Annotated in this window: 12 protein-coding genes and 1 pseudogene; 1 reads left to right on the plus strand and 12 read right to left on the minus strand. The window is 48.2% G+C overall.

Annotation, left to right across the window (positions count from 1 at the left end; translation table 11 throughout):
- The 9 genes from rseP to BQ9893_RS12635 all read right to left on the minus strand — a co-directional run bounded on the left by rseP (position 1) and on the right by BQ9893_RS12635 (position 12,989).
- Complete coding sequence (gene rseP, locus BQ9893_RS12595; RefSeq protein ID WP_075966353.1) at positions 1-1,335, minus strand: RIP metalloprotease RseP; 1,335 nt, start codon at positions 1,333-1,335, stop codon at positions 1-3.
- A gap of 156 nt (positions 1,336-1,491) precedes the next feature.
- The gene (locus tag BQ9893_RS12600; protein ID WP_075966354.1) at positions 1,492-2,643 is read right to left on the minus strand and encodes a 1-deoxy-D-xylulose-5-phosphate reductoisomerase; all 1,152 of its coding nucleotides are present in this window, start codon (positions 2,641-2,643) and stop codon (positions 1,492-1,494) included.
- 5 nt (positions 2,644-2,648) lie between these two features.
- Positions 2,649-3,521, minus strand: coding sequence for a M23 family metallopeptidase (locus BQ9893_RS12605; protein ID WP_075966355.1), 873 nt, complete (start codon positions 3,519-3,521; stop codon positions 2,649-2,651).
- Between the two features lie 15 nt (positions 3,522-3,536).
- Positions 3,537-4,058 carry a ribosome maturation factor RimM gene (rimM, locus tag BQ9893_RS12610; RefSeq protein WP_075966356.1) on the minus strand — a complete coding sequence of 174 codons (522 nt, stop codon included), beginning with the start codon at positions 4,056-4,058 and terminating at the stop codon, positions 3,537-3,539.
- Between the two features lie 11 nt (positions 4,059-4,069).
- Entirely contained in the window at positions 4,070-5,374 is a 1,305-nt protein-coding gene (gene murA / locus BQ9893_RS12615; protein WP_075966357.1) for a UDP-N-acetylglucosamine 1-carboxyvinyltransferase, read from the minus strand.
- Positions 5,371-5,973: a DUF4290 domain-containing protein gene (locus tag BQ9893_RS12620; protein ID WP_075966358.1), complete on the minus strand. Its 603-nt coding sequence runs from the start codon at positions 5,971-5,973 to the stop codon at positions 5,371-5,373. Before BQ9893_RS12620 ends, murA begins: the two co-directional genes overlap by 4 nt.
- Positions 5,974-6,316: 343 nt before the next feature.
- Positions 6,317-8,170: a glycoside hydrolase family 2 protein gene (locus tag BQ9893_RS12625; protein ID WP_075966359.1), complete on the minus strand. Its 1,854-nt coding sequence runs from the start codon at positions 8,168-8,170 to the stop codon at positions 6,317-6,319.
- Between the two features lie 4 nt (positions 8,171-8,174).
- Positions 8,175-9,986: a glycoside hydrolase family 2 protein gene (locus BQ9893_RS12630; protein WP_075966360.1), complete on the minus strand. Its 1,812-nt coding sequence runs from the start codon at positions 9,984-9,986 to the stop codon at positions 8,175-8,177.
- A gap of 45 nt (positions 9,987-10,031) precedes the next feature.
- Positions 10,032-12,989, minus strand: a complete 2,958-nt coding sequence (locus BQ9893_RS12635; RefSeq protein WP_075967368.1) for a glutaminase domain-containing protein — start codon at positions 12,987-12,989, stop codon at positions 10,032-10,034.
- A gap of 210 nt (positions 12,990-13,199) precedes the next feature.
- Between BQ9893_RS12635 and BQ9893_RS12640 the strand changes: the two genes are divergently transcribed.
- Positions 13,200-17,159: a hybrid sensor histidine kinase/response regulator transcription factor gene (locus BQ9893_RS12640; protein WP_075966361.1), complete on the plus strand. Its 3,960-nt coding sequence runs from the start codon at positions 13,200-13,202 to the stop codon at positions 17,157-17,159.
- A gap of 11 nt (positions 17,160-17,170) precedes the next feature.
- On the opposite strand, the pseudogene BQ9893_RS12645 reads toward BQ9893_RS12640, so the two are convergent.
- The 3 genes and pseudogenes from BQ9893_RS12645 to BQ9893_RS12655 all read right to left on the minus strand — a co-directional run bounded on the left by BQ9893_RS12645 (position 17,171) and on the right by BQ9893_RS12655 (position 19,877).
- Positions 17,171-17,499, minus strand: a pseudogene (locus BQ9893_RS12645) (addiction module toxin RelE).
- Positions 17,500-17,536: 37 nt separating this feature from the next.
- Positions 17,537-17,791, minus strand: coding sequence for a hypothetical protein (locus BQ9893_RS12650; RefSeq protein ID WP_075966362.1), 255 nt, complete (start codon positions 17,789-17,791; stop codon positions 17,537-17,539).
- Between the two features lie 70 nt (positions 17,792-17,861).
- Complete coding sequence (locus tag BQ9893_RS12655; protein ID WP_075966363.1) at positions 17,862-19,877, minus strand: beta-L-arabinofuranosidase domain-containing protein; 2,016 nt, start codon at positions 19,875-19,877, stop codon at positions 17,862-17,864.
- Positions 19,878-19,894 lie beyond the last annotated feature (17 nt).

The following is a 19,894-nucleotide window of genomic DNA, read 5'->3' on the forward strand; positions in this document are numbered from 1 at the left end:
TTACTTGAAGAAGAACCTGAAGATGTCGTTTCCGTTAGCGTAGATCAACAAGGCGAACAACAAGACCATCCCGGTGATCTGCGCATATTCGAGGAATTTGTCGCTTGGCTTACGCCGTGCTATCACTTCGTAGAGCAAGAACATCACGTGGCCACCATCCAAGGCGGGAATCGGCAGGATATTCATAAAGGCGAGGATGATAGAAAGGAAAGCTGTCTTCATCCAGAACGTCTGCCAATCCCATTCTGCCGGGAACAAACTTCCGATCGTACCGAAGCCTCCCAAACTGGAAGCTCCTTCTTTTGTAAAGACATATTTCATGTCGCTGACATACCCTTTCAGCGTGTTCACTCCTAACATGACACCGGCAGGGAAAGATTCGAAGAAACCATATTTACGAGTCACCGTCTGATATATATCAAAAGGCGAAACCGAATAGACACCCATTTTCCCGGCCGTATCCGTATGTAGCGTCAATGTCTGCGGGACACCGCCACGGTAAAAGCCGACCAAGACATCCTGATCCTTATTTTGTGCAAGCACTTCGCCCACTTCATAGAAGGAAGGGGTTACGATCCCGTTAATAGACACGATACTGTCTCCCGGTTGCAAACCGGCTATTGCAGCAGGCGATCCGCCATTTTCCGTTTCGCCCAGTTCGCGTACGACCATCGGGAAACGATAGGACGCAAATCCTTTCTTTTCCCGCATAACGCGCTGTGCCATATCTTCGGGGATAGGGATAACCGTTTCAACACCGTCACGCAAAACCGTTACGGTCTGCGCATTGAGGACGTGGCGGAAACAGTCTTCACCGAAACGCTCCAATTCCGTATCGTCTGCTTTCAGCAAGATATCACCATCCCGGAATCCTACGTTATGGAAAGTCTCGCTATAATCCATACCGGCCTTCACATTTTTCAAAGGCAGGAAAGTATCGCCCCACGTGAACAACACCATCGAATAAATAAACAGCGCCAACAGGAAGTTGAACAACACGCCCGCAACCATGATCATCAACCGTTGTCCGGCAGGTTTGGAACGAAACTCATAAGGCTTCGGCGGCTGTGCCATCGCCTCCTTGTCCATGCTTTCGTCGATCATGCCGGATATCTTGCAATAACCTCCCAAAGGAAGCCATCCGACACCGTATTCCGTATCACTGTTCTTAGGTTTGAACTTGAAAATCGAGAACCACGGGTCAAAGAAAAGGTAGAATTTCTCCACCCGGACCTTAAAGATACGAGCAAAGATAAAATGCCCGAACTCGTGGACCAACACCAATATCGATAAGCTCAGAATGAGCTGTAAGGCCTTAACTAAAAATGTCTCCATACTTTGTCAATTGACGATTGACAATTGACAATTGACAATTATACTCCTTCTTGCCCCTTGTCCATCCTCAATCGCCTTATTCTTAATTATTATCTATATCTTTCTTTATCTTTATAATGTTTCCTCTTCTAATTGCCAATTATCCATTCTCAATTGTCAACTGAAAAATTGCTCTGCAATTTTTCTTGCCTCCGCATCCGTCGCCACATAATCTTCGTAGGTCGGAACAGGGATAAAGGTGGCTTTCGCCATTGTTTTTTCGATCACGTCGCTCATCTGCAGGAAGCCGATCCCGTCACGCAGGAAAGCCGCTACCACCACTTCGTTGGCTGCATTCAGGATACAAGGCATATTCCCTCCTTTCCGGACCGCCTCGAATGCAAATGCAAGATTACGAAAACGTTCCATATCCGGCTCCTCGAAAGTTAGCGTCGCATATCGGGTAAAATCCAGACGGGGCGCTTTACTGTACAGCCGTTTGGGATAAGAGAATGCATAGCTGATCGGAAGTTTCATGTCGGGAATGCCCAACTGGGCGATCACCGCGCCATCTTCGAACTGGACCATCGAATGGATCACCGACTGCGGATGCACCACGACCTGTATCTGTTCCGGTGTAACTCCGAACAGCCACTTCGCTTCGATCATCTCGAACCCCTTGTTCATCATCGACGCCGAGTCGATCGTAATCTTTGCGCCCATGCTCCAGTTGGGATGCTTCAACGCCTGTTCCTTGGTTACGACAGCCAGTTCCTCCATTGTCTTGGTACGGAAAGGGCCGCCGGAAGCCGTCAACAATATCTTTTCCACGGGGTTCTCCCACTCTCCCGCTAAACACTGGAAAATGGCAGAATGTTCAGAATCAACAGGAAGGATAGGTACTTTGTGTTCAAGAGCCAAAGCAGTGATCAGTTCGCCCGCCACCACCAGCGTTTCCTTGTTTGCCAACGCGATCGCCTTGCCGGCTTTGATCGCGGCAATCGTCGGTTTCAACCCTGCATATCCCACCATCGCCGTCAGTACCATATCGATCGGCTCCGACTGTACGACCTGGGCAATGGCATCCGAACCCGCCCAAACCTTGATGGGAAGGTCTTCCAACGCCTCCTTCAATTCGGGATATTTCTGCTCATTGGCGATAACTACCACTTCGGGCATATATTTACGTGCCTGATTGATCAACAGATCCACCTGATTATTGGCAGTGAGAGCATACACTTCAAAAAGGTCGGGATGTTCGCTGACCACTTCCAAAGCCTGCGTTCCGATTGAACCTGTAGAACCTAATATGGCCAAGTTTCTTTTCATGCGTATTAAAATGCTATATATTCTTCGGGATTGACCGGACCGCCTTTATACCACAACTCGAAATGGAGATGCGGGCCGGTCGACAGTTTTCCCGTATTGCCTACCAGAGCAATGGCCTCGCCCGCAACGACGCGGTCGCCCACCTCCTTCAGCAACAATTCGTTATGTTTATAGATAGATAAAAAACCGTTCTTATGCTGCACCTGTATCACATTTCCGAAGTTCGGATCGAAGCCGGCAAAAACCACCGTCCCATCCAACGTCGACAGCACGCTTTCCTTCGGAGCGGCAACCAAATCGACGCCATAATGACGGATATTGGCATCATAATGAGAAGAGACCACACCGTTTACGGGTTTATAGAAAAATATGCCGTCGGTAGGAACCGGATTCGGATCCAGTACAGCCAGGTTATATTTCTCCGCTTCTTCAAAATCTTTTACAAATTTCTGTTCTTCCTTTGTTTGCGGAATCTCATAGTCAGGGTTCACCCGCGCCAACGAATCGATCTCGCGAATCGAATCGATCGGCATCGTCCCCGACAGGATACCTGCCACATTATTCAGATAAAGAGATTGTATCTGTATCATCCTTTCCAGCGAATCGGCACGCAAGGCATTCTGCATGATCTCCTTACGGACTTCCACATCCAGATATCCCGGCAGATAGTTCCGTATCGGTGTCTTGATAATGATAAAAGCCGTGAAAGCAATCAGCAGGAAAGCAAAGAGGGCCAACATCGCAAATGCGGAAAGTTGCGACAATCGGAAAGACCATACCTCTTCCAGCGTCCCTTCATTGAAGAAAGACAGTTTGTATTTAAACCGGATCCGATGCCAGAATGATTTCTTATTTGTTCGTCTTTGCTTTTGTGCCATGTGTATTCGTCAATTTCATAAATCCAAGAGACCTTCCGGAATGGAAACAGTCAGCTTCTTATTTTCATGATCGGCAGACAAGATCAGCTCCTCGGCGGCAGGCAATAACAGTTCTTCACCGTTATGATCGATCTGCAAAAGGACATTGATGGTCGATTCGTCTACATCGGTAATTTCGCCTATTTCGCCATGATGTTCATCTATGACCCGATAACCGATAAAGCTGTCCCAAGTCATATCGCCCACCAAGTCGTCCTCATCCACTTCATCAAGCGAATAAAAAACCTCGCGGTTGGAAAACTCACGGGCTGCTTTCTCGTCATCCACATTCTTCAACTTCAGAAGGATGACTGTATCCGTCTTATAGCGGTATTCCTCGATGAAAAAAGGAACCAGGATTCCATCCATCTCGCATATGATATACGGATCGTCCGAATCGTCGAAGACATCACTGTTCGTAACCAACGCAATCTCCCCCTTTATGCCGTGAGGTTTGGCAAACTGCCCTATCTTGAAAACTTCTTCTTTCTTAATCATGACAAGAGTGTTTAAAGTCGGGTTATACGAGCCCCGATGTTGTTCAACCGTTTGTCAATATTCTGATATCCACGGTCTATCTGGTCGATATTGTGGATATGGCTGGTTCCTTCGGCACTCATCGCTGCGATCAGCAAAGCGATGCCGGCACGGATATCAGGAGACACCATATTGGAACCGCGCAGTTTGAAACGATTACCCAACCCAATCACAGTCGCCCTGTGCGGATCGCAAAGAATGATCTGCGCCCCCATGTCGATCAGTTTGTCGACAAAGAAGAGACGGCTTTCGAACATCTTCTGATGGATCAGCACACTGCCGACAGCCTGTGTCGCGACAACGAGAAAGACACTCAGCAAGTCCGGCGTCAGCCCCGGCCAGGGAGCATCGGCAATCGTCATGATGGAACCGTCTATAAAAGTCTCGATCTGATAGGAATCGTGTGTCGGGACATGGATATCGTCACCGATCTGTTCGACCGTAATACCCAGACGGCGGAATGAATCGGGGATAATCCCCAACATATCATAGCCTGTATTTTTGATCGTGATGTCGGAACCTGTCATTGCAGCCATCCCGATAAAACTGCCGACCTCGATCATATCCGGCAAGACCGTATGCGTAGTGCCACCCAACGCCTCCACTCCTTCTATTGTCAGCAGATTGGAACCGACACCCGAAATACGGGCTCCCATACGGTTCAGCATGGAGGAGAGCTGTTGCAGATAAGGTTCGCAGGCGGCATTATAAATCGTTGTTTTCCCTTCCGCAAGCACAGCAGCCATCAGGATATTGGCTGTTCCGGTCACCGAAGCTTCATCGAGCAGCATATAGGCGCCCTTCAACTTCTTTGCCTCTATTTCGTAGAGTTGGCGGTCGGGGTCATAACTGAAGCAAGCCCCCAACTTCTGAATACCGACAAAGTGAGTATCCAAACGACGGCGTCCGATCTTATCGCCTCCCGGTTTCGGGATCAGCGCCTTGCCAAAACGGGCGACCAACGGGCCGACAATCATCACCGAACCACGCAGGGAACCGCTTTTACGCAAGAACTCGTCCGTCTCCAGATAGTTCAAGTCGACAGCATCAGCTTGGAAAGTATACGTATCGGCAGCCGGATGTTCCACCTTCACCTGCATGTCGCGCAGGAGTTGTATCAGGTTATTCACATCCAGGATATCCGGCAAATTATGGATTGTCACTTTTTCCGGCGTAAGCAAAGTTGCACAAATGACCTCCAAGGCTTCATTCTTTGCGCCCTGCGGTACAATTTCACCGGACAACCGGTAACCGCCTTCTATGACAAATGAACTCATCGACCTTTACGTGAATAATTTTTCTTCGTGTTCGTATTGTTGCGAGCGAGTATATCGCGGCTTTCCGCCAACTTATGTACCTCTTCATCCAGAACGATCCGGCCTTCCGACAGTTCGTCGAGGTCTTTGAAAATCTTCCGGTCGTCTACGGATTCCTTGTTCCAGGTCAGGAACGATTTCTTCATCTGGGTAGCCAACAATTTGATCAATTGGTCCTTTTCCACACCCGGTTCGAATTCGGTTGCTTTCTGGATCATTTTCTCAAGCGTCTTGCCGTAATGACGGTAGCGTATCCGCGAATTGTTATAAGGTATGCGCGGGGGACGCGAGTAAAGGTCTTCTTTCTTTACGATCTCATACGGATAATCGATGTCCAGTTTGAAGTCGGCCATAATAGCCAAGTGATCCCAAAGAATATGCTTGAAGTCGTTTACATCGCGTAAATGGGGAAACATGTTTCCCATGATGTTGATTATTGTGTCTGCACAGCGTTTACGTTCTTCCCTGTCCTCAATGGTAATGCAATAGTCCACCATATTCTGTATATTGCGTCCATATTCGGGCATAACCAATTTCTTTTCTTCTGTATTATATTTCATTCCAAATTCTGTTTATCCGGCAAAGTTACAGATTATAATTGATTTAAACAATACGGCTTCCACTCTGCATAGTGTTAAGAAATGCCTATAAAACCAAGGAGAAAGAAAACTACAGGTATTGAGAACAAATACCAAAGTACTGCTTTTTATAAAGTACTTGAGCTCGTTTTGGCGTGCAAAACGAGCCTTCCGGATCTTTCCTTCATTAAGTCCGTTAATTGTTAAATAACCTGTTTTTTACAATAAGTAATAAAGGATCGGCAAAGGTAATTTCTTCCGGTGGACACAAACAAATTAGGGGACAAGGATATTCCCTGCCCCCTAATTGAATTTTAGTCCGTTATTATTTTGATTCTGGTGTCTTACTAAAAATGGCGTGGATACGCTTCATGTCGAACTTTGGGGTACGGTCGTAATAATAAATACCGTTTTGCTCCTGTTCCACATCCGTAAGCTGCGTATAGCAATAGCCCCAAATATCATTTGAGAGAGAAAGCACAGCATCCACCTGTCCTTCCAAGCGAGTGTAGAATTCTTCCAACGAACGAGGAGGCTCACCGTATCCCCAAGAGGTATTCTGGGCGCTCTCCGTCTGTTGTGCCGGATTCCACTTGATTCCGCCAAACTCATCCACCAGGTAAGGCATATCCTTCTTATATTCCGGAAAAGCATACTGGTCTGTATATTTAAGGCCGTTATAACCGATATTCATCGGCATCAGATGAATTTCCCATTTCGGAGCTTCCATCAGCTTGCCGCCGTTATACAATTTTTCCTTCAACTTGGCAGGATCCTGTTCGTAGTTATGAACGGTCCAGATATCGGTTGCGATATGCGTACCACCGCTTGCCCCATGGAAAGGGCGCGTCGGGTCGATCATTTTCGTCAGGTTGTAGAGGTCGTGCATCAAGCGCGGATACTGTACACGGTCGGGCCAGAACTCCTCGTTGGTCGGCGTCCAGATCAGGAGTGACGGATGGTTACGGTCGCGCTGCACAATCTCACTCCATTCGGTAATGAAATTACGAGCCGTCTCCGTATCGTTACAATCCATCCCCCAGCTGGAAGCTTCCCCCCAAGTCAGATAACCCATCTTATCAGCCCAATAGTAGAAACGTTCTTCGAAAACCTTCTGATGCAGGCGGGCACCATTGAAACCTGCCTCCATAGAGAGTTCGATATCCCGTTTCAACGCCTCGTCACTCGGAGCCGTCCAGATACCGTCGGGATAGAAACCCTGATCGAGCACCAGACGCTGGTAGTAAGGCTTATTGTTCAGATAAATCTTATTGCCTTCGATATGCACCTTGCGCATACCGGCATAACCATTGACCTCATCAATTACATTTCCATTCTTATCCAAAACCTTGTACTCCAGACCATAGAGGAAAGGATTTTCCGGACTCCAGGTCTTCATCTTCTTAACCGGAAGAACCACAGAAGACAGGGAGCTTGCCGAAACCGTCTGGCTGGCAACAACCTTGCCGTTGTCTTTCAGCGTCACCTGCAATTTTCCTCCTGCCTCCTTGTAGAAGCGGGGACGGACCACCAATTGCTGCTGGTCGATATCCGTCAGGACCTGAACCGACTGCAATCCTTCCGGATGGACAGCTTCCATCCAGACCGTCTGCCAGATACCGGTCGTACGGGTGTAGTTGCAGCCATAAGAGGCATATTGCAGATTCTGCTTGCCAGTCGCTTGTTTGGCTCCGCGCACGTCGCTCTCCACATAGACGACCAGACTGTGTGTCTGCCCCGGCTTTACCAGAGAAGTGATATCCACGGCAAACGAAGAAGTCCCACCGAAATGGCGATTAGCCAAAACACCGTCGATATAGACTTCCGATTTATAGTAGACCGCACCGAAATTAAGCAGAATACTCTTTCCGTTCCATTCCTGTGGAATCGTGATCGGACGCTGATACCAGAAATGACGGATGAAGTCTGTATATCCTATGCCGGACAATTTACTTTCCGGGCAGAAGGGAACGGTGATCTTCTTTTCAAAGCCGTTCGATTTATAGAACTCGCGCTCCATTCCCGAACCACCGAAATCAAACGAGCAAGTCCATTCACCATTCAGGTTGACCCACCCCGCCCGCTCAAACTGCGGACGGGGGTATTCGGGACGCGGCATGGACCAGACAGAGGCCACGCACAGAAAAATAGATAGAAAAGCAATGCTAATCCGTTTCATGCTTTTACTTTAATTCGTTAATAACCGACTGATTGGCTTTCTTTACGGCAGCTTCATCGATCTTGATCACTTTGCGGTCGTAGGTCATCAAACCGTTTACTTCACCTTCCACATCGGTTGTCTGCGTGTAGACAGCAGCCGAGAATCCTCGTTTTACATAACCTTTCAGGATATTGGCATATTTCACATATTCAGCCGTCACTTCGTCGCTATTCTTAAACTGCACATACCCCCAGTTGCGTTTGTTCCACCACAGGTGATTTTCCACCGGAAGACCGATTCCGCCGTATTCGCCCAACACGTTCACACGCTGCGGGTCGAACAGGAACATATCGGGAGCCGGATAGTTATGCAAATCCAGTATATCACCACAAGGACGATGGTTACCACCGCTTGCCGGGTTCACCAGACGGGAAGGATCGTAAGTTTTTGTCCATTCAGCCGCTTTTTCCGTTTCAAACTGTCCCCATGCTTCGTTGAAAGGTACCCAAACAACTACGGAAGGATTGGATACGCAAAGATCCATGATCTCTTTCCATTCGCGGTAATAGTTGGCCTTGGATTCAGGCGTACGTTCATTGTCTTTTCCTCCGTTATACACATGGTGATCCCAGATATAAGAACCATGATCGCCACTCGGCATATCCTGCCATACCAGGATACCTTCCTTATCGCAATGATAATACCAACGTGCCGGTTCCACTTTCACGTGCTTACGGATCATATTGAAGCCCCAGTCTTTCGTTTTCTTGATGTCGAACAGCAAGGCCTCATCTGTCGGAGCCGTATAAAGTCCGTCAGGCCACCATCCCTGATCCAGCGGGCCATACTGGAATAAGTCCTGATTATTCAACTGCATGCGCATAATGCCGGAAGCATCGCGTTTGGAAGATATCTTGCGGAAAGCCGTATATGACTTTACTTCATCCAGCACCTTCCCGTCTTTCGACAAAGAAACCGTCATATCATACAGATAAGGATTGGACGGGCTCCAGAGTGTCGGGTTTTGTACAGACAAACGCAATTCCTTTCCCTGAACGCCTTTTGCAGAAGCCACAACCTGGCCTTTGTCCAACAGCTTCACGGTGACGATACCCGAATTGCAGTTGCAAGAAGTTCCGACCGTCACATTCAGCGTGTTATTGTCGATATTGGGAATAGACTTCACGGAAGTCACATGGGCGGCAGCTACCGGTTCCAACCATACTGTCTGCCAGATACCTGTCACAGGCGTGTACCAAATACCTTCCGGACGGGAAGTCTGTTTACCGCGCGGTTGATATCCCTTATCGCTCGGGTCCCATACACGGACAACCAGCTTCTGATTGCTCTTTCCGGTCAGATACGGAGTAATATTGAAAGAGAACGGAGTGAAACCTCCTTTGTGGGAGCCGATCAGTATGTCATTGACAAACACATCTGCTTTCCAATCCACCGCACCGAAATTCAGTACGATATCTTTATTTTTCCATGCAGTAGGAACAGAGAAAGTACGTTTATACCATAACTCGTTTTTTTCACCTACTTCTTTCTGGACTCCGGAAAGAGAGGATTCGACAGCAAAAGGAACCAAAATCTTGCCATCGAACGTTGCCGGTTCTACATCGCCGACCGGTTTGATGGCATATTCCCATTCGCCGTTCAGATTCTGCCAATCTCCACGTTCCAATTGCGGACGGGGATATTCGGGAAGGACGTTCGTCGGATTCACTTGTTCCGACCACGGTGTCTTGATCTTATCTCCTACCGGTTTCCATTGAGCCTGTGCGCCCAAGGTCAGTGCCAATGCACAACATACTAATAAGGCCTTTTTCATGATTTATGATTTATGATTTGTAAATGATTATAATTCTCAATTTTCTCAATTAACAAACTCCGGAGCTTCCGCTTCCAGCGAAGGACTTGCCCCTTCGACTTCCGGCCAGCCATCTTTCCAACGGATCCGGTCCAACATCAAGACACGTCCGGTAGGATGCGCCCGGCTCACGGCGTGATAGAGGATCCAGTCGTTTCCACGGTCGTCCGCCACGATTTCCGAATTATGCCCCGTGCCGACAAAAGCATCATTTCCATGGATCAATATCTCGTGATGATTTTCCATCATCGGCTGCCCCTGTTTGTCCGTGTACGGGCCGAACAGGCTGTCAGAACGGCCTACAACTGTAGTATAGGTACTTTTCAATCCTTCACAACAACTCCCTATCGAGGCAAACAGATAATAATAATCGCCTCTTTTATGGATGTAAGTACCTTCGTAGGCGGTTCCGGCAACCTGTCTTTTCTTGGCTCCGTCCCGAACAGATAGGCCGTCTCCCGACAGCTCTATCCCATAGATACCGCGGAAACTACCCCAAAACAGGTATTTTTTCCCGTTATCTTCCATGAAAAATTGGTCTATAGAATTTTGAACTTGAATTGTCTTGCTTCGGAACAACGGTCCTTTGTCGATGAACGGTCCTTCCGGCTTGTCGGAAATAGCGGCACCGATCCCGCAAGTCCATTCGCCTCCCCAGACGGACATGGAGTAATATAATACATATTGTCCGCCGATATAATTGATGTCCGGCGCCCATAAGCCACCTTTCGGTTCGAAGGTCGGACGTGTTTCTTCCGTGAAAGCCGTCCCGATCTCTTCCCAGTCCACCAAGTTGCGTGAACGATGGATCGGCGTGTTGCGGATATCTTCGGTTGCATACAGATAGAAATAGCCATCATTCGCTTTGATGACGGTCGGATCAGGCAAGCTGTAATCGATCACCGGATTCCGGTAAGTGCTCTTGGCCACTGTGGCCGGTTCTTCCGCCGGTTCCGGACGACAAGAAGGTTTATGCATCTGCTGTTCCAACATCTTCATAAAAAAGCCGCCTACCACCGAGCGGGCACGCATATTGATGGACCGGCCGTCGGTCGCCTCGTACCAGTCGGTCAAAGGCACGCGAGGTTCGGTTTCGTTCACATATTTATACGCGGGTGAAACCAAACGCGAGAAATCTTCTTGAGTATCAGCCAGGCAGGCCGTCCATAAGATCCAATCGACTTTGGTATAGGTCTTGCGACTGTCAAGCGGAAGGCCGAACGGCTGCTGCCGGTTCAAATAGAAAGCGACCTCTTTCCGGGCGATCCTGTCCGGAAAAATATGCAAACCCAACACTTTATCCCAAACCAGATTGTACTTCTGGCTCCAAGTGTTTTCCCGATCGAATGTCAACCGGAAATGATCTCCATCGTCAGCCATCCGTTCCCATTTCTTCGCCATTTCACGAGCGGCAGAAACATACCGAACCGCCTGTTCCTCATCTCCCAACATCTCGGCCAATTTGCCATATCCGGCAATACCCATGATCGCTTTTATCGAAAGGTTGGCATTATGAGCCAAATGTCCGGCAAAATCATCCGTACACAACTGGTTCTCCGGATCAAGCCCTTCTTTCAACAAGTAATTAGCCCAAACGCCCAATGTTTTCCAATGCTTGCGGGCATAATCCGCATTGCCTTCGCGCAGAGCGATGGCTGTTGTCAGAATCAACATATTCCCACATTCTTCGACCGGCATATCGAATGGATACGTTTGCCCGTTGGCATGCGGATAGGTCCCGACATCATGGGCGGCAAAAGGCTTGTTCCATTGTCCGCTTTCACTGTAATAAAAAATCGGATTCAACATACCTTTCAGAAGTTCCGGGTTATAAAGCAAGAACAAGGGAGCAGACGGATACGTCACATCAACCGTACCGATCGAACCATTGCTGAAATTCTCTTTGGAAAGGAACAACAGGTTCCCATCTTTATCTTCCACGAGTTTGTGGGCAGCTACCGCCTGGCGGTAAGCGACGGCACAAAGTTCTGCATATTCTTTTCCTCCGGCCTTTTCCGCATCCTCCATCAAACGAGTGTCGAAATGCCGGCAGCGATCCATAACCGAACGATATTCTTCAGCCGATCCTTCAAAGGCCTGCCGAATGTTTTTCTTCCCGTTATGCTTCCAATATCCCATACGATTGTCCTTGAAATACTGGATCGAATACAAATCGTCATAGCCGACCATCAGGAAACCTGATTGAGGAGAACCGGACATTGTCTTCATATCGTGACTGAAAACAAGTTGTTGCCGGTCGTTCACTTTCATCTCTGTCTGTTTTTTCGTCCGGGCTGCCAGATAAAAATATCCCCAGTCGATACGGACATCATCTCCTTTACGTACCAAGACAGGTTGCTCGACGGTTCCGGCTTTCAGATACGAAATGCCGTTTTCCTCTTCAAAGGCCACTGTCACAGCCTGATCGTCCGAATGAACAGCCAAAGAAGGAGAAGCCTCGACCGTCAGACGGGTTTCATGTGCCTTTCCATCCGTGGCATGGACCTGCCAGGATATATAGTTGACAGGCGTGGACATACGGTCCAGATCATCCAACAAAAGAGGAGACGTAAAAATGAGATCCAAACAGATCGGACCACATTCGAATGTATAATAGGTCTGTGTCGGAAGAACATTCACCGACCGTTGAATCGCTGCTTTTTCAAAACGTACCGGAGTCTCTTCCGTCGAAACTTCTTTCCCCATAAAACGATAAGAAACCCCATCAACATCGATAACGCCCAACAGCCCCTGCCCCTTTCCGGTCCAGTGACGGGTCACATCCTCGTTCAGCCGGTCCGTAAACGACCAAATACTGGTGTAAGGATCTATTGTTATCAGAGGATAAGCCGGAGAACGCAAGGCACTCTTCTTATCCGGCTGAAACAAATCTCCTGAACCGCAGGATACGTTCAGTATCCCAAGGCAGCAAACCACCAATAGTATCAGAGAGGTTCCCTTCATTTTTCTATATGTATAATAAAGCACAACATTCATAAGAACTTAAATTTCTTTTGTCTGAAATCCTGATGCAAAGATATTTCCACATCTTTAAAACCTCTTTCAAGGATCAATCCGAAGCTTTCAAATATCAATCAAAATCGTACAAAAGCCTCTCAAATAGTGTTTTTTTACTTATTTTTGCAGCGTACGAAAGATGAACAACTACTTTGTATGAAATTTTTCCTGACAACCATAACAGGCTTGCTGTTGCTACTCCTTCCCTACTCCGGCAAGGCGCACGATTTGTATTTCCGCCACTATACCAACAAACAAGGATTATCACACAACACGGTCTATTGTGCCCTACAGGATAAAAAAGGATTCATGTGGTTCGGGACGGACGACGGGCTGAACCGCTTCGACGGTCACCAGTTCCGTATTTACCGCTACAACTCGTACGACCCGGAAAGCCTGCCGAACGACAGGATCATCAGCCTTTTCGAAGATTCGACCGGCAGGATATGGGTCTGCACCTATTCCCACACCTGCTATTACGACTATCAAACAGATACATTTCATCCTCTGACCTTTTCCGACAGCAACAACACTCCGGAATATTTCCAACAAATCAGGGAAGACAATAAAGGAAATTTATGGCTGATGAGTTACAACCGGATTGCCCGTTATGCTCTTTCCGGCGAAAGCAGCCCGCATTTCTATTCCGAAGGAGAACAAGTTAGCCTAATAGACATCACGATGAACGAAGAGAGCGAACCGATCCTCGCCGGACGCAGCGATCTGTTTTTCTACAAACCGGAGACAGACAAATTCGTCCATATCCCGTTACTGACCGAAAAGGAAAAAGAAAACCCGATCAACCTTTCCAAGCTTTGCCTCGTGCCGGACTGGGGCATACTGGTCGGAACAGATCGTGCGGGACTCAAGTTCTACGACCGGCACAGCCGGAAAACGGAAACGGTCATTCCTGACATACAGGTCCGCGACATCAAACAGTACAGTGAAAATACCTATTGGATCGCATCCGAATCCGGTATCTATATATTGAATATGGTGGACCGGAGCATCACGCACCTGCAAAAATCGTTAACAAACGAATATACGATTTCCGACAATGCAGTCTACTCGATCACAAAAGACCGTGAAGGAGGAATATGGGTTACCACCTTTTTCGGTGGGATCAATTATCTGCCCAAAGAATATGTCCCGTTCAAATACTTTATCGGAGGAAAAACCCATTCGGGAATGTTGGGAAATGCCGTACGCGAAATCTGTCCGGACCAGTACGGCAACCTCTGGTTAGGGACGGAAGACAACGGGATCAACCGCTACACCCCCGCTACAGGCGAGATCACAAACTTCTCCCGTACCAACCCCTTCCACCCGCTTTCGGCAACCAATATCCACGGTCTGCTTACCGACGGCAACCGGTTATGGGTAGGGACATTCAACACCGGAATAGACCTGTTGGATATTCCTTCCGGAAAAGTCATCGAACGATATACCCGGAGCAATACCGGCAATCTGCTTCCGGCAGACTTCATACTCTGCTTTTGCAAACTTTCAGAAGACGAAATCCTGATCGGGACCTCCGCCGGGCTTGTCCTCTTCAATAAAAAAGAAGAACGTTTCATTCCCTGGGGAACAGAGATCAAATCGCTGGTGCGTCAAATCTTCAAAGACAGCAAAGGAGACATATGGATCGCGACTTCTTCCGGCGCTTACCGCTATTCCCAAACCGACAAGAAGTTTGCACATTATACATCCAGCCGCGAACGGTCGCAGACCATCGGCGACAATAACGTGACTTCCATATTCGAAGATTCGAAAAACAGGATTTGGGTGACAACCGTCTACGGATTCTCTCTATATAACGAAATATCGGATTCATTCAACCGCATCACAATCGAAAACGGACTGCCCAGCAATATCGTATACCGTATATTGGAAGACGACGAACATCTTTTCTGGATTGCAACAGCCAACGGGCTGGTTCGTTTTAATCCGGAGACATACGTGATGAAAACTTTCTCATACACGGATGGCCTGCCCGAAGCGCAATTCAACTATTGTTCCGCCTACAAAATGCCGGACGGGACCATGTATATGGGAACTATTAACGGAATGATAGCCTTTAATCCGCGTGATTTTAAAGAAGATGTTTACTCCCCGCCGGTATGCATCACTCGCATAGATGTGCAGGACGACCGTATCGGTGCTCCTAAATATAACGTCAACCGGATTATGAAAAACGGAGAATTAAGGCTTCCGCATAACCGTTCGACCTTTACCCTTTCGTATGTCGCATTGAGCTACACCTCACCGGACGCGCTCCAGTATGCCTACCGCCTGGACGGAAGTGACAAGGACTGGATCTATATGAAACAGAATAAAGACGTGACCTTTGCCAACCTGTCACCCGGCAACTATGTTTTCCGTGTAAAATCGACCAACAGCAGCGGAGTTTGGCAGGATAACGAAACGACTCTCCGGATCACAGTGACACCGCCGTTCTGGGCTACCGGATGGGCATTGCTCATTTATTTTCTGATCTTATGCCTGTTGATCATACTTTGGTATAACTATAAAAAAGCCAAACTGGAAGAGAAACACCGCATCAACCGCGAAATATTCGAAAGCAAGAAGGAGAAAGAGCTTTACGATGCAAAAATACAGTTCTTTACCTTTATCACACATGAAATACGGACACCACTCACCCTGATCAAGGCTCCGTTGGAAAAAATCCTCCGTTCGGGAGATGGGACACCTGCCACACAAGAGAACTTGCGGATCATCGAGAAAAACACCGGCCGGCTGTTAGACCTCAGCAATCAGTTATTGGACTTCCGCAAGACGGAAAGCCGTGGGTTCAAACTAAACTATGCCACGACCGATGTCGTCCTCTGGCTGGAAACGATCCTGCACCCGTTTCGCCCGGCTTTCGAACAAGAGAACAAGATTTTCACGGTCAAACTACCGGAACAACCTTTCGAAGCCAGCCTGGACCGGGAAGCGTTCTCCAAGATCGTCAGTAACCTGGTCAGCAACGCACTGAAGTATTCGGACAACCGGATATCGCTCGAGCTGCTTCCTCCTTCGGGTGAAGAGCGAATGTTCGCCTTGCTCGTCACCAACGACGGACATCTGATCCCCGACAGTGAAACCGAGAACATATTCAACCCGTTCTATCGGCTCAAAGAGACAGAAAATCGGCAGGGCAGCGGTATCGGTTTATCGTTAGCCCACTCTTTAGCCGAGTTCCACCGCGGCAAACTCTTCTACCGGCAAACGCCGGACGGCTTGAACCAGTTTGTCTTGATGTTGCCGGAACAGCAAGAAGGCTGTTATCGGATCGCTGCCGGAAACGAAAAAGAGAATACGGAAATTGTTACTTTGACCGAAACCGGCAAATCCGTGATCTTGATTGTCGAAGACCAGGATGACATGCGCCACTTTATCGCCCGCGAACTGAAGGAAACATATCAGGTGTTAGAAGCGGAAAACGGGAAAGCAGCCCTCGATCTGGTCCGTAAGAATACGGTCAACCTGATCATCAGCGATGTCATGATGCCGATCATGGACGGTTTCGAACTTTGCAACGAAGTGAAAAATGATGTCAATGTCAGCCACATCCCGTTTATCTTGCTGACAGCACAACATAACCTGCAATCGCGCCTGAAAGGCCTGAACACGGGGGCCGATGCCTATATGGAGAAGCCATTCTCCATCGAACTGCTGACGGCACAAGTCAGCAACCTTTTGAAAAACCGCGAGCTGCTGAACAAAACATATTTAGAGAAACCGCTCGCTCCGGTAGCCTCCCTCGCCGTTTCACCGGTAGATGATATTTTCCTTCGCAAACTGAACGAGTATCTGGAAGAGAACCTCAGCAACGAAGCCCTTTCTGTTGAAATGCTTGCCGACACAATGGGAATGAGCACATCCAGCCTCTACCGTAAAGTCAAGGGCCTGTCCGGTATTTCCCCTAACGACTTCATCCGCATTGCCCGCTTAAAAAAAGCGATCCTGCTGATGCAGAACGGGGAGAACCGCATAAGCGAGATCGCTTTCCAAGTAGGCTTCTCCTCCCCGGCTTATTTCTCTACCTGTTTCCAGAAACAATACGGAAAGACACCATCGGAATATCTGAAGCAAACGGGAACGAAAAATTAAATTACATGGAATTACAAGCCATTCTCTTTCTTTACCAGAGCAAGAAGTTTCGTGATTTCATCTGACGAGATCGTTTCACGCTCTTCTTTATCATACATATAAAAAGAACAATTGTTCCGGTTTCCTCATCGACAGAGTAAGTAAAAGTAATTACACGTGCACCATGACTTTTACCTTTATTCTTGCTGTCGATCGCCATCCGTACCTTCCGGACTCCGCCACCCAGGCTGACACCGGCTTCGGGATTGACGTGGAGTTCAGCCAGCAAACGGGCATAATCCTGCGACATGGAATGGTATTTTTTGCCAAGGCGTCTCAATTCTTTGGCAAAAGTTGATATATATTTATTCTATAGTCCATGAAGCAATTCTTCTGCATCAGGTAATTTCTTGCCTGCCTTCTTCGCCTGATAGAACTCGTTCAGCCCCGAACGGATACCGTCCAGAATTTCCTGCTTGCTGATATACTCCACCTCTTCCTCGTTGACGACCTGCCGCTACCTGCCGCTCTTTCACTTTGGCAAGAGCACGTGTCAAAGTGCGCTTAACGGTTTTCAGCACGTCGATATCTTCCGTGTCCAGTATATCACGCATAAGTTCGATGCGCAAGGAATCTACATCTAATGTTGTCATATTGAGTATTTTATGATTTTGGACAAAGGTACGTTTTTATTCCTTTGTCCAAAAACATTTATACCAAACATCATTCGGCCACCGGGAAAGCGGAAATCCTCAACCTCGCTGCTCCCATAGGGACCAGAGTGATTTCGTCCAAACGGTCAGACTTGCGGGCGTTTTCGTATGGAAGGACTCCGCATAATCCATATTCGTCGATTTTCCAATCCGGGACCAAACGTCCTTGTGCCTTAAATTCCATCGGGACGGAAGAGAGGGTGAAAGGATTGTTGTCCGAAGGCCAGTTTTTACGTTGCAAAGTGACGGGCGACTGGACCTTCAACGCATAGTTCCATGGGCTCCCCGGCAGAATCTCAAATGTCGGCCATGCGGAGGCATCTGCTCCTTCCTGCCATTTGGAATCCCAAACGGCAGTCTCGGTACTGGGCATTTGCTTGTATTCTTCTTCTACTTTCAAGGACAGGGTAAGCGGGCCGTAATCGACACTGACACTGTTCTTATTTACCTGCCACCGGCGAACGGCATATTCCATCGGAAGGTTCAAGACAACCTCGTCACCATCTTTCCATTCCCGTTCGATACAAGCATATGTTCCGGGAGTGAGCTTCGCCTGCTGAGTTTTCCCGTTAATCTGAACAGAAGCATTTTTACACCAGGACGGGATACGGAGATAAAAGGGGAAAGATACGGTTTTCGGGGTTCCAACCGTGAAACGTGTCATTTCTTCAAACGGATAATTCGTCTGTTCATGCAAGGTGATTTCCGTTCCGTCGCCCACCTTTACATTAGCCTTACAAGAATTATATAAAACGGCAGCCACCCCGTTGTCCGGTGTCGCCAATACCAAATGCTCGACATAATAGGGCCAGCCAAAGCCATGGTTGTGCTGGCAGCAACGACTGCTGAACGGGTTCATGGCCAGGAACGGGCCGGAGTTATCCAACCCCGGATGATGGTTGCGTGAATCGCTGATCGCCATATTCGGACAAGTCAGATAACGAAGTGCCCGGTAATCCGGCATCAAAGAAGCCGGGTAGCTGTTGAACGCGACATCTTCGAGATGATCGGCCCAATAAGGATCGCCACTGATCAGAAGCATGATCTCGTCGGAGGCCATCTGCTCCACAAAACCACAAGTCTCCGTTCCCTGCCGAGGATCGAAGAAACCGATACGGGCATTCTCGTCCGCCCCGAACATCCCGCCGGGGACCTGGCCGAAAGCACGGCGTATCAAACTTTGGACATTATAGCTGGCAGCCAACATGGCAGAGTCTTTTGTAAACAGATAATAGGTGGCAGGTTCGCGGAAACACTGGGCGACATTCACATTGTGCCAGTTCGGAAGCTGAGTCGATTTTGTCCAGTCCGCCGTATTCCGGTGAATCTTTTCGGCAAGCGGAAGAAGCGACTCATCGCCCGTGCGGTTATACAGCCAGACCACACTCCAAAGATTATCTCCTCCGCGGCTGTTTTCCCAATAGCTGGACAGAAAAGCATCATCGGGAACCGTTTGCAGATAATGACAATAGCGGGTCATAAAATCGATCACCCGATTATCGTTCGTATATTCATGATAGGATTGCATGATCCAGAGAACGATCATGTTCGGCCAAAAATCCTGTTTACCGTTATTCAGATGCACCGGTCCGAAATTACCGTCCGTCCGCTGACTTGCCAGGATGGCTTCTATCCAGAAATTCGTCTCCTTCAACAAGGCCTCGTCTTTCAAGGCATACGCCATATTACCATAACCACGCAGCCAGTAGGGCACTTCTTCCCATCCCCATTCGCCACCGTTCTTCAGCCAGGCATTGTTCCCTTTTTGCAGCCAGGCGCTAATCTCTCCCAGGTGACCGCAAAGCCCATCCTTCTGTAATTCGACCTGTCGCTTGATCCAGCCTTCCGGCTCAATGCTTCCGGCGGGCAGCTTGATAAATTGCAATGGTTGTAACGGAGCCCGGTTACTTACATAGTAGTCGTTGCGAGATGCTGTGGACAAACGTTCCATCGTCCGGATCTCTTGCGTCTGCTTTCCGGCACACGATGCCAACAGAATTGAGAAAAGTAAAATCGTCTTTTTCATTTTTATCAGATTTATTG

Source organism: Parabacteroides massiliensis (genome assembly GCF_900155425.1).
Taxonomy (GTDB): domain Bacteria; phylum Bacteroidota; class Bacteroidia; order Bacteroidales; family Tannerellaceae; genus Parabacteroides; species Parabacteroides massiliensis.

Excerpts from the sequence above, each read along its gene's own strand:
- BQ9893_RS12635 (WP_075967368.1), bottom strand. The coding sequence starts at position 12,989 with ATGAAGGGAACCTCTCTGATACTATTGGTGGTTTGCTGCCTTGGGATA.
- rimM (WP_075966356.1), bottom strand. The coding sequence starts at position 4,058 with ATGATTAAGAAAGAAGAAGTTTTCAAGATAGGGCAGTTTGCCAAACCT.
- BQ9893_RS12650 (WP_075966362.1), bottom strand. The coding sequence starts at position 17,791 with ATGACAACATTAGATGTAGATTCCTTGCGCATCGAACTTATGCGTGAT.
- rseP (WP_075966353.1), bottom strand. The coding sequence starts at position 1,335 with ATGGAGACATTTTTAGTTAAGGCCTTACAGCTCATTCTGAGCTTATCG.
- BQ9893_RS12620 (WP_075966358.1), bottom strand. The coding sequence starts at position 5,973 with ATGAAATATAATACAGAAGAAAAGAAATTGGTTATGCCCGAATATGGA.
- BQ9893_RS12605 (WP_075966355.1), bottom strand. The coding sequence starts at position 3,521 with ATGGCACAAAAGCAAAGACGAACAAATAAGAAATCATTCTGGCATCGG.
- murA (WP_075966357.1), bottom strand. The coding sequence starts at position 5,374 with ATGAGTTCATTTGTCATAGAAGGCGGTTACCGGTTGTCCGGTGAAATT.
- BQ9893_RS12600 (WP_075966354.1), bottom strand. The coding sequence starts at position 2,643 with ATGAAAAGAAACTTGGCCATATTAGGTTCTACAGGTTCAATCGGAACG.
- BQ9893_RS12630 (WP_075966360.1), bottom strand. The coding sequence starts at position 9,986 with ATGAAAAAGGCCTTATTAGTATGTTGTGCATTGGCACTGACCTTGGGC.
- BQ9893_RS12625 (WP_075966359.1), bottom strand. The coding sequence starts at position 8,170 with ATGAAACGGATTAGCATTGCTTTTCTATCTATTTTTCTGTGCGTGGCC.
- BQ9893_RS12640 (WP_075966361.1), top strand. The coding sequence starts at position 13,200 with ATGAAATTTTTCCTGACAACCATAACAGGCTTGCTGTTGCTACTCCTT.
- BQ9893_RS12655 (WP_075966363.1), bottom strand. The coding sequence starts at position 19,877 with ATGAAAAAGACGATTTTACTTTTCTCAATTCTGTTGGCATCGTGTGCC.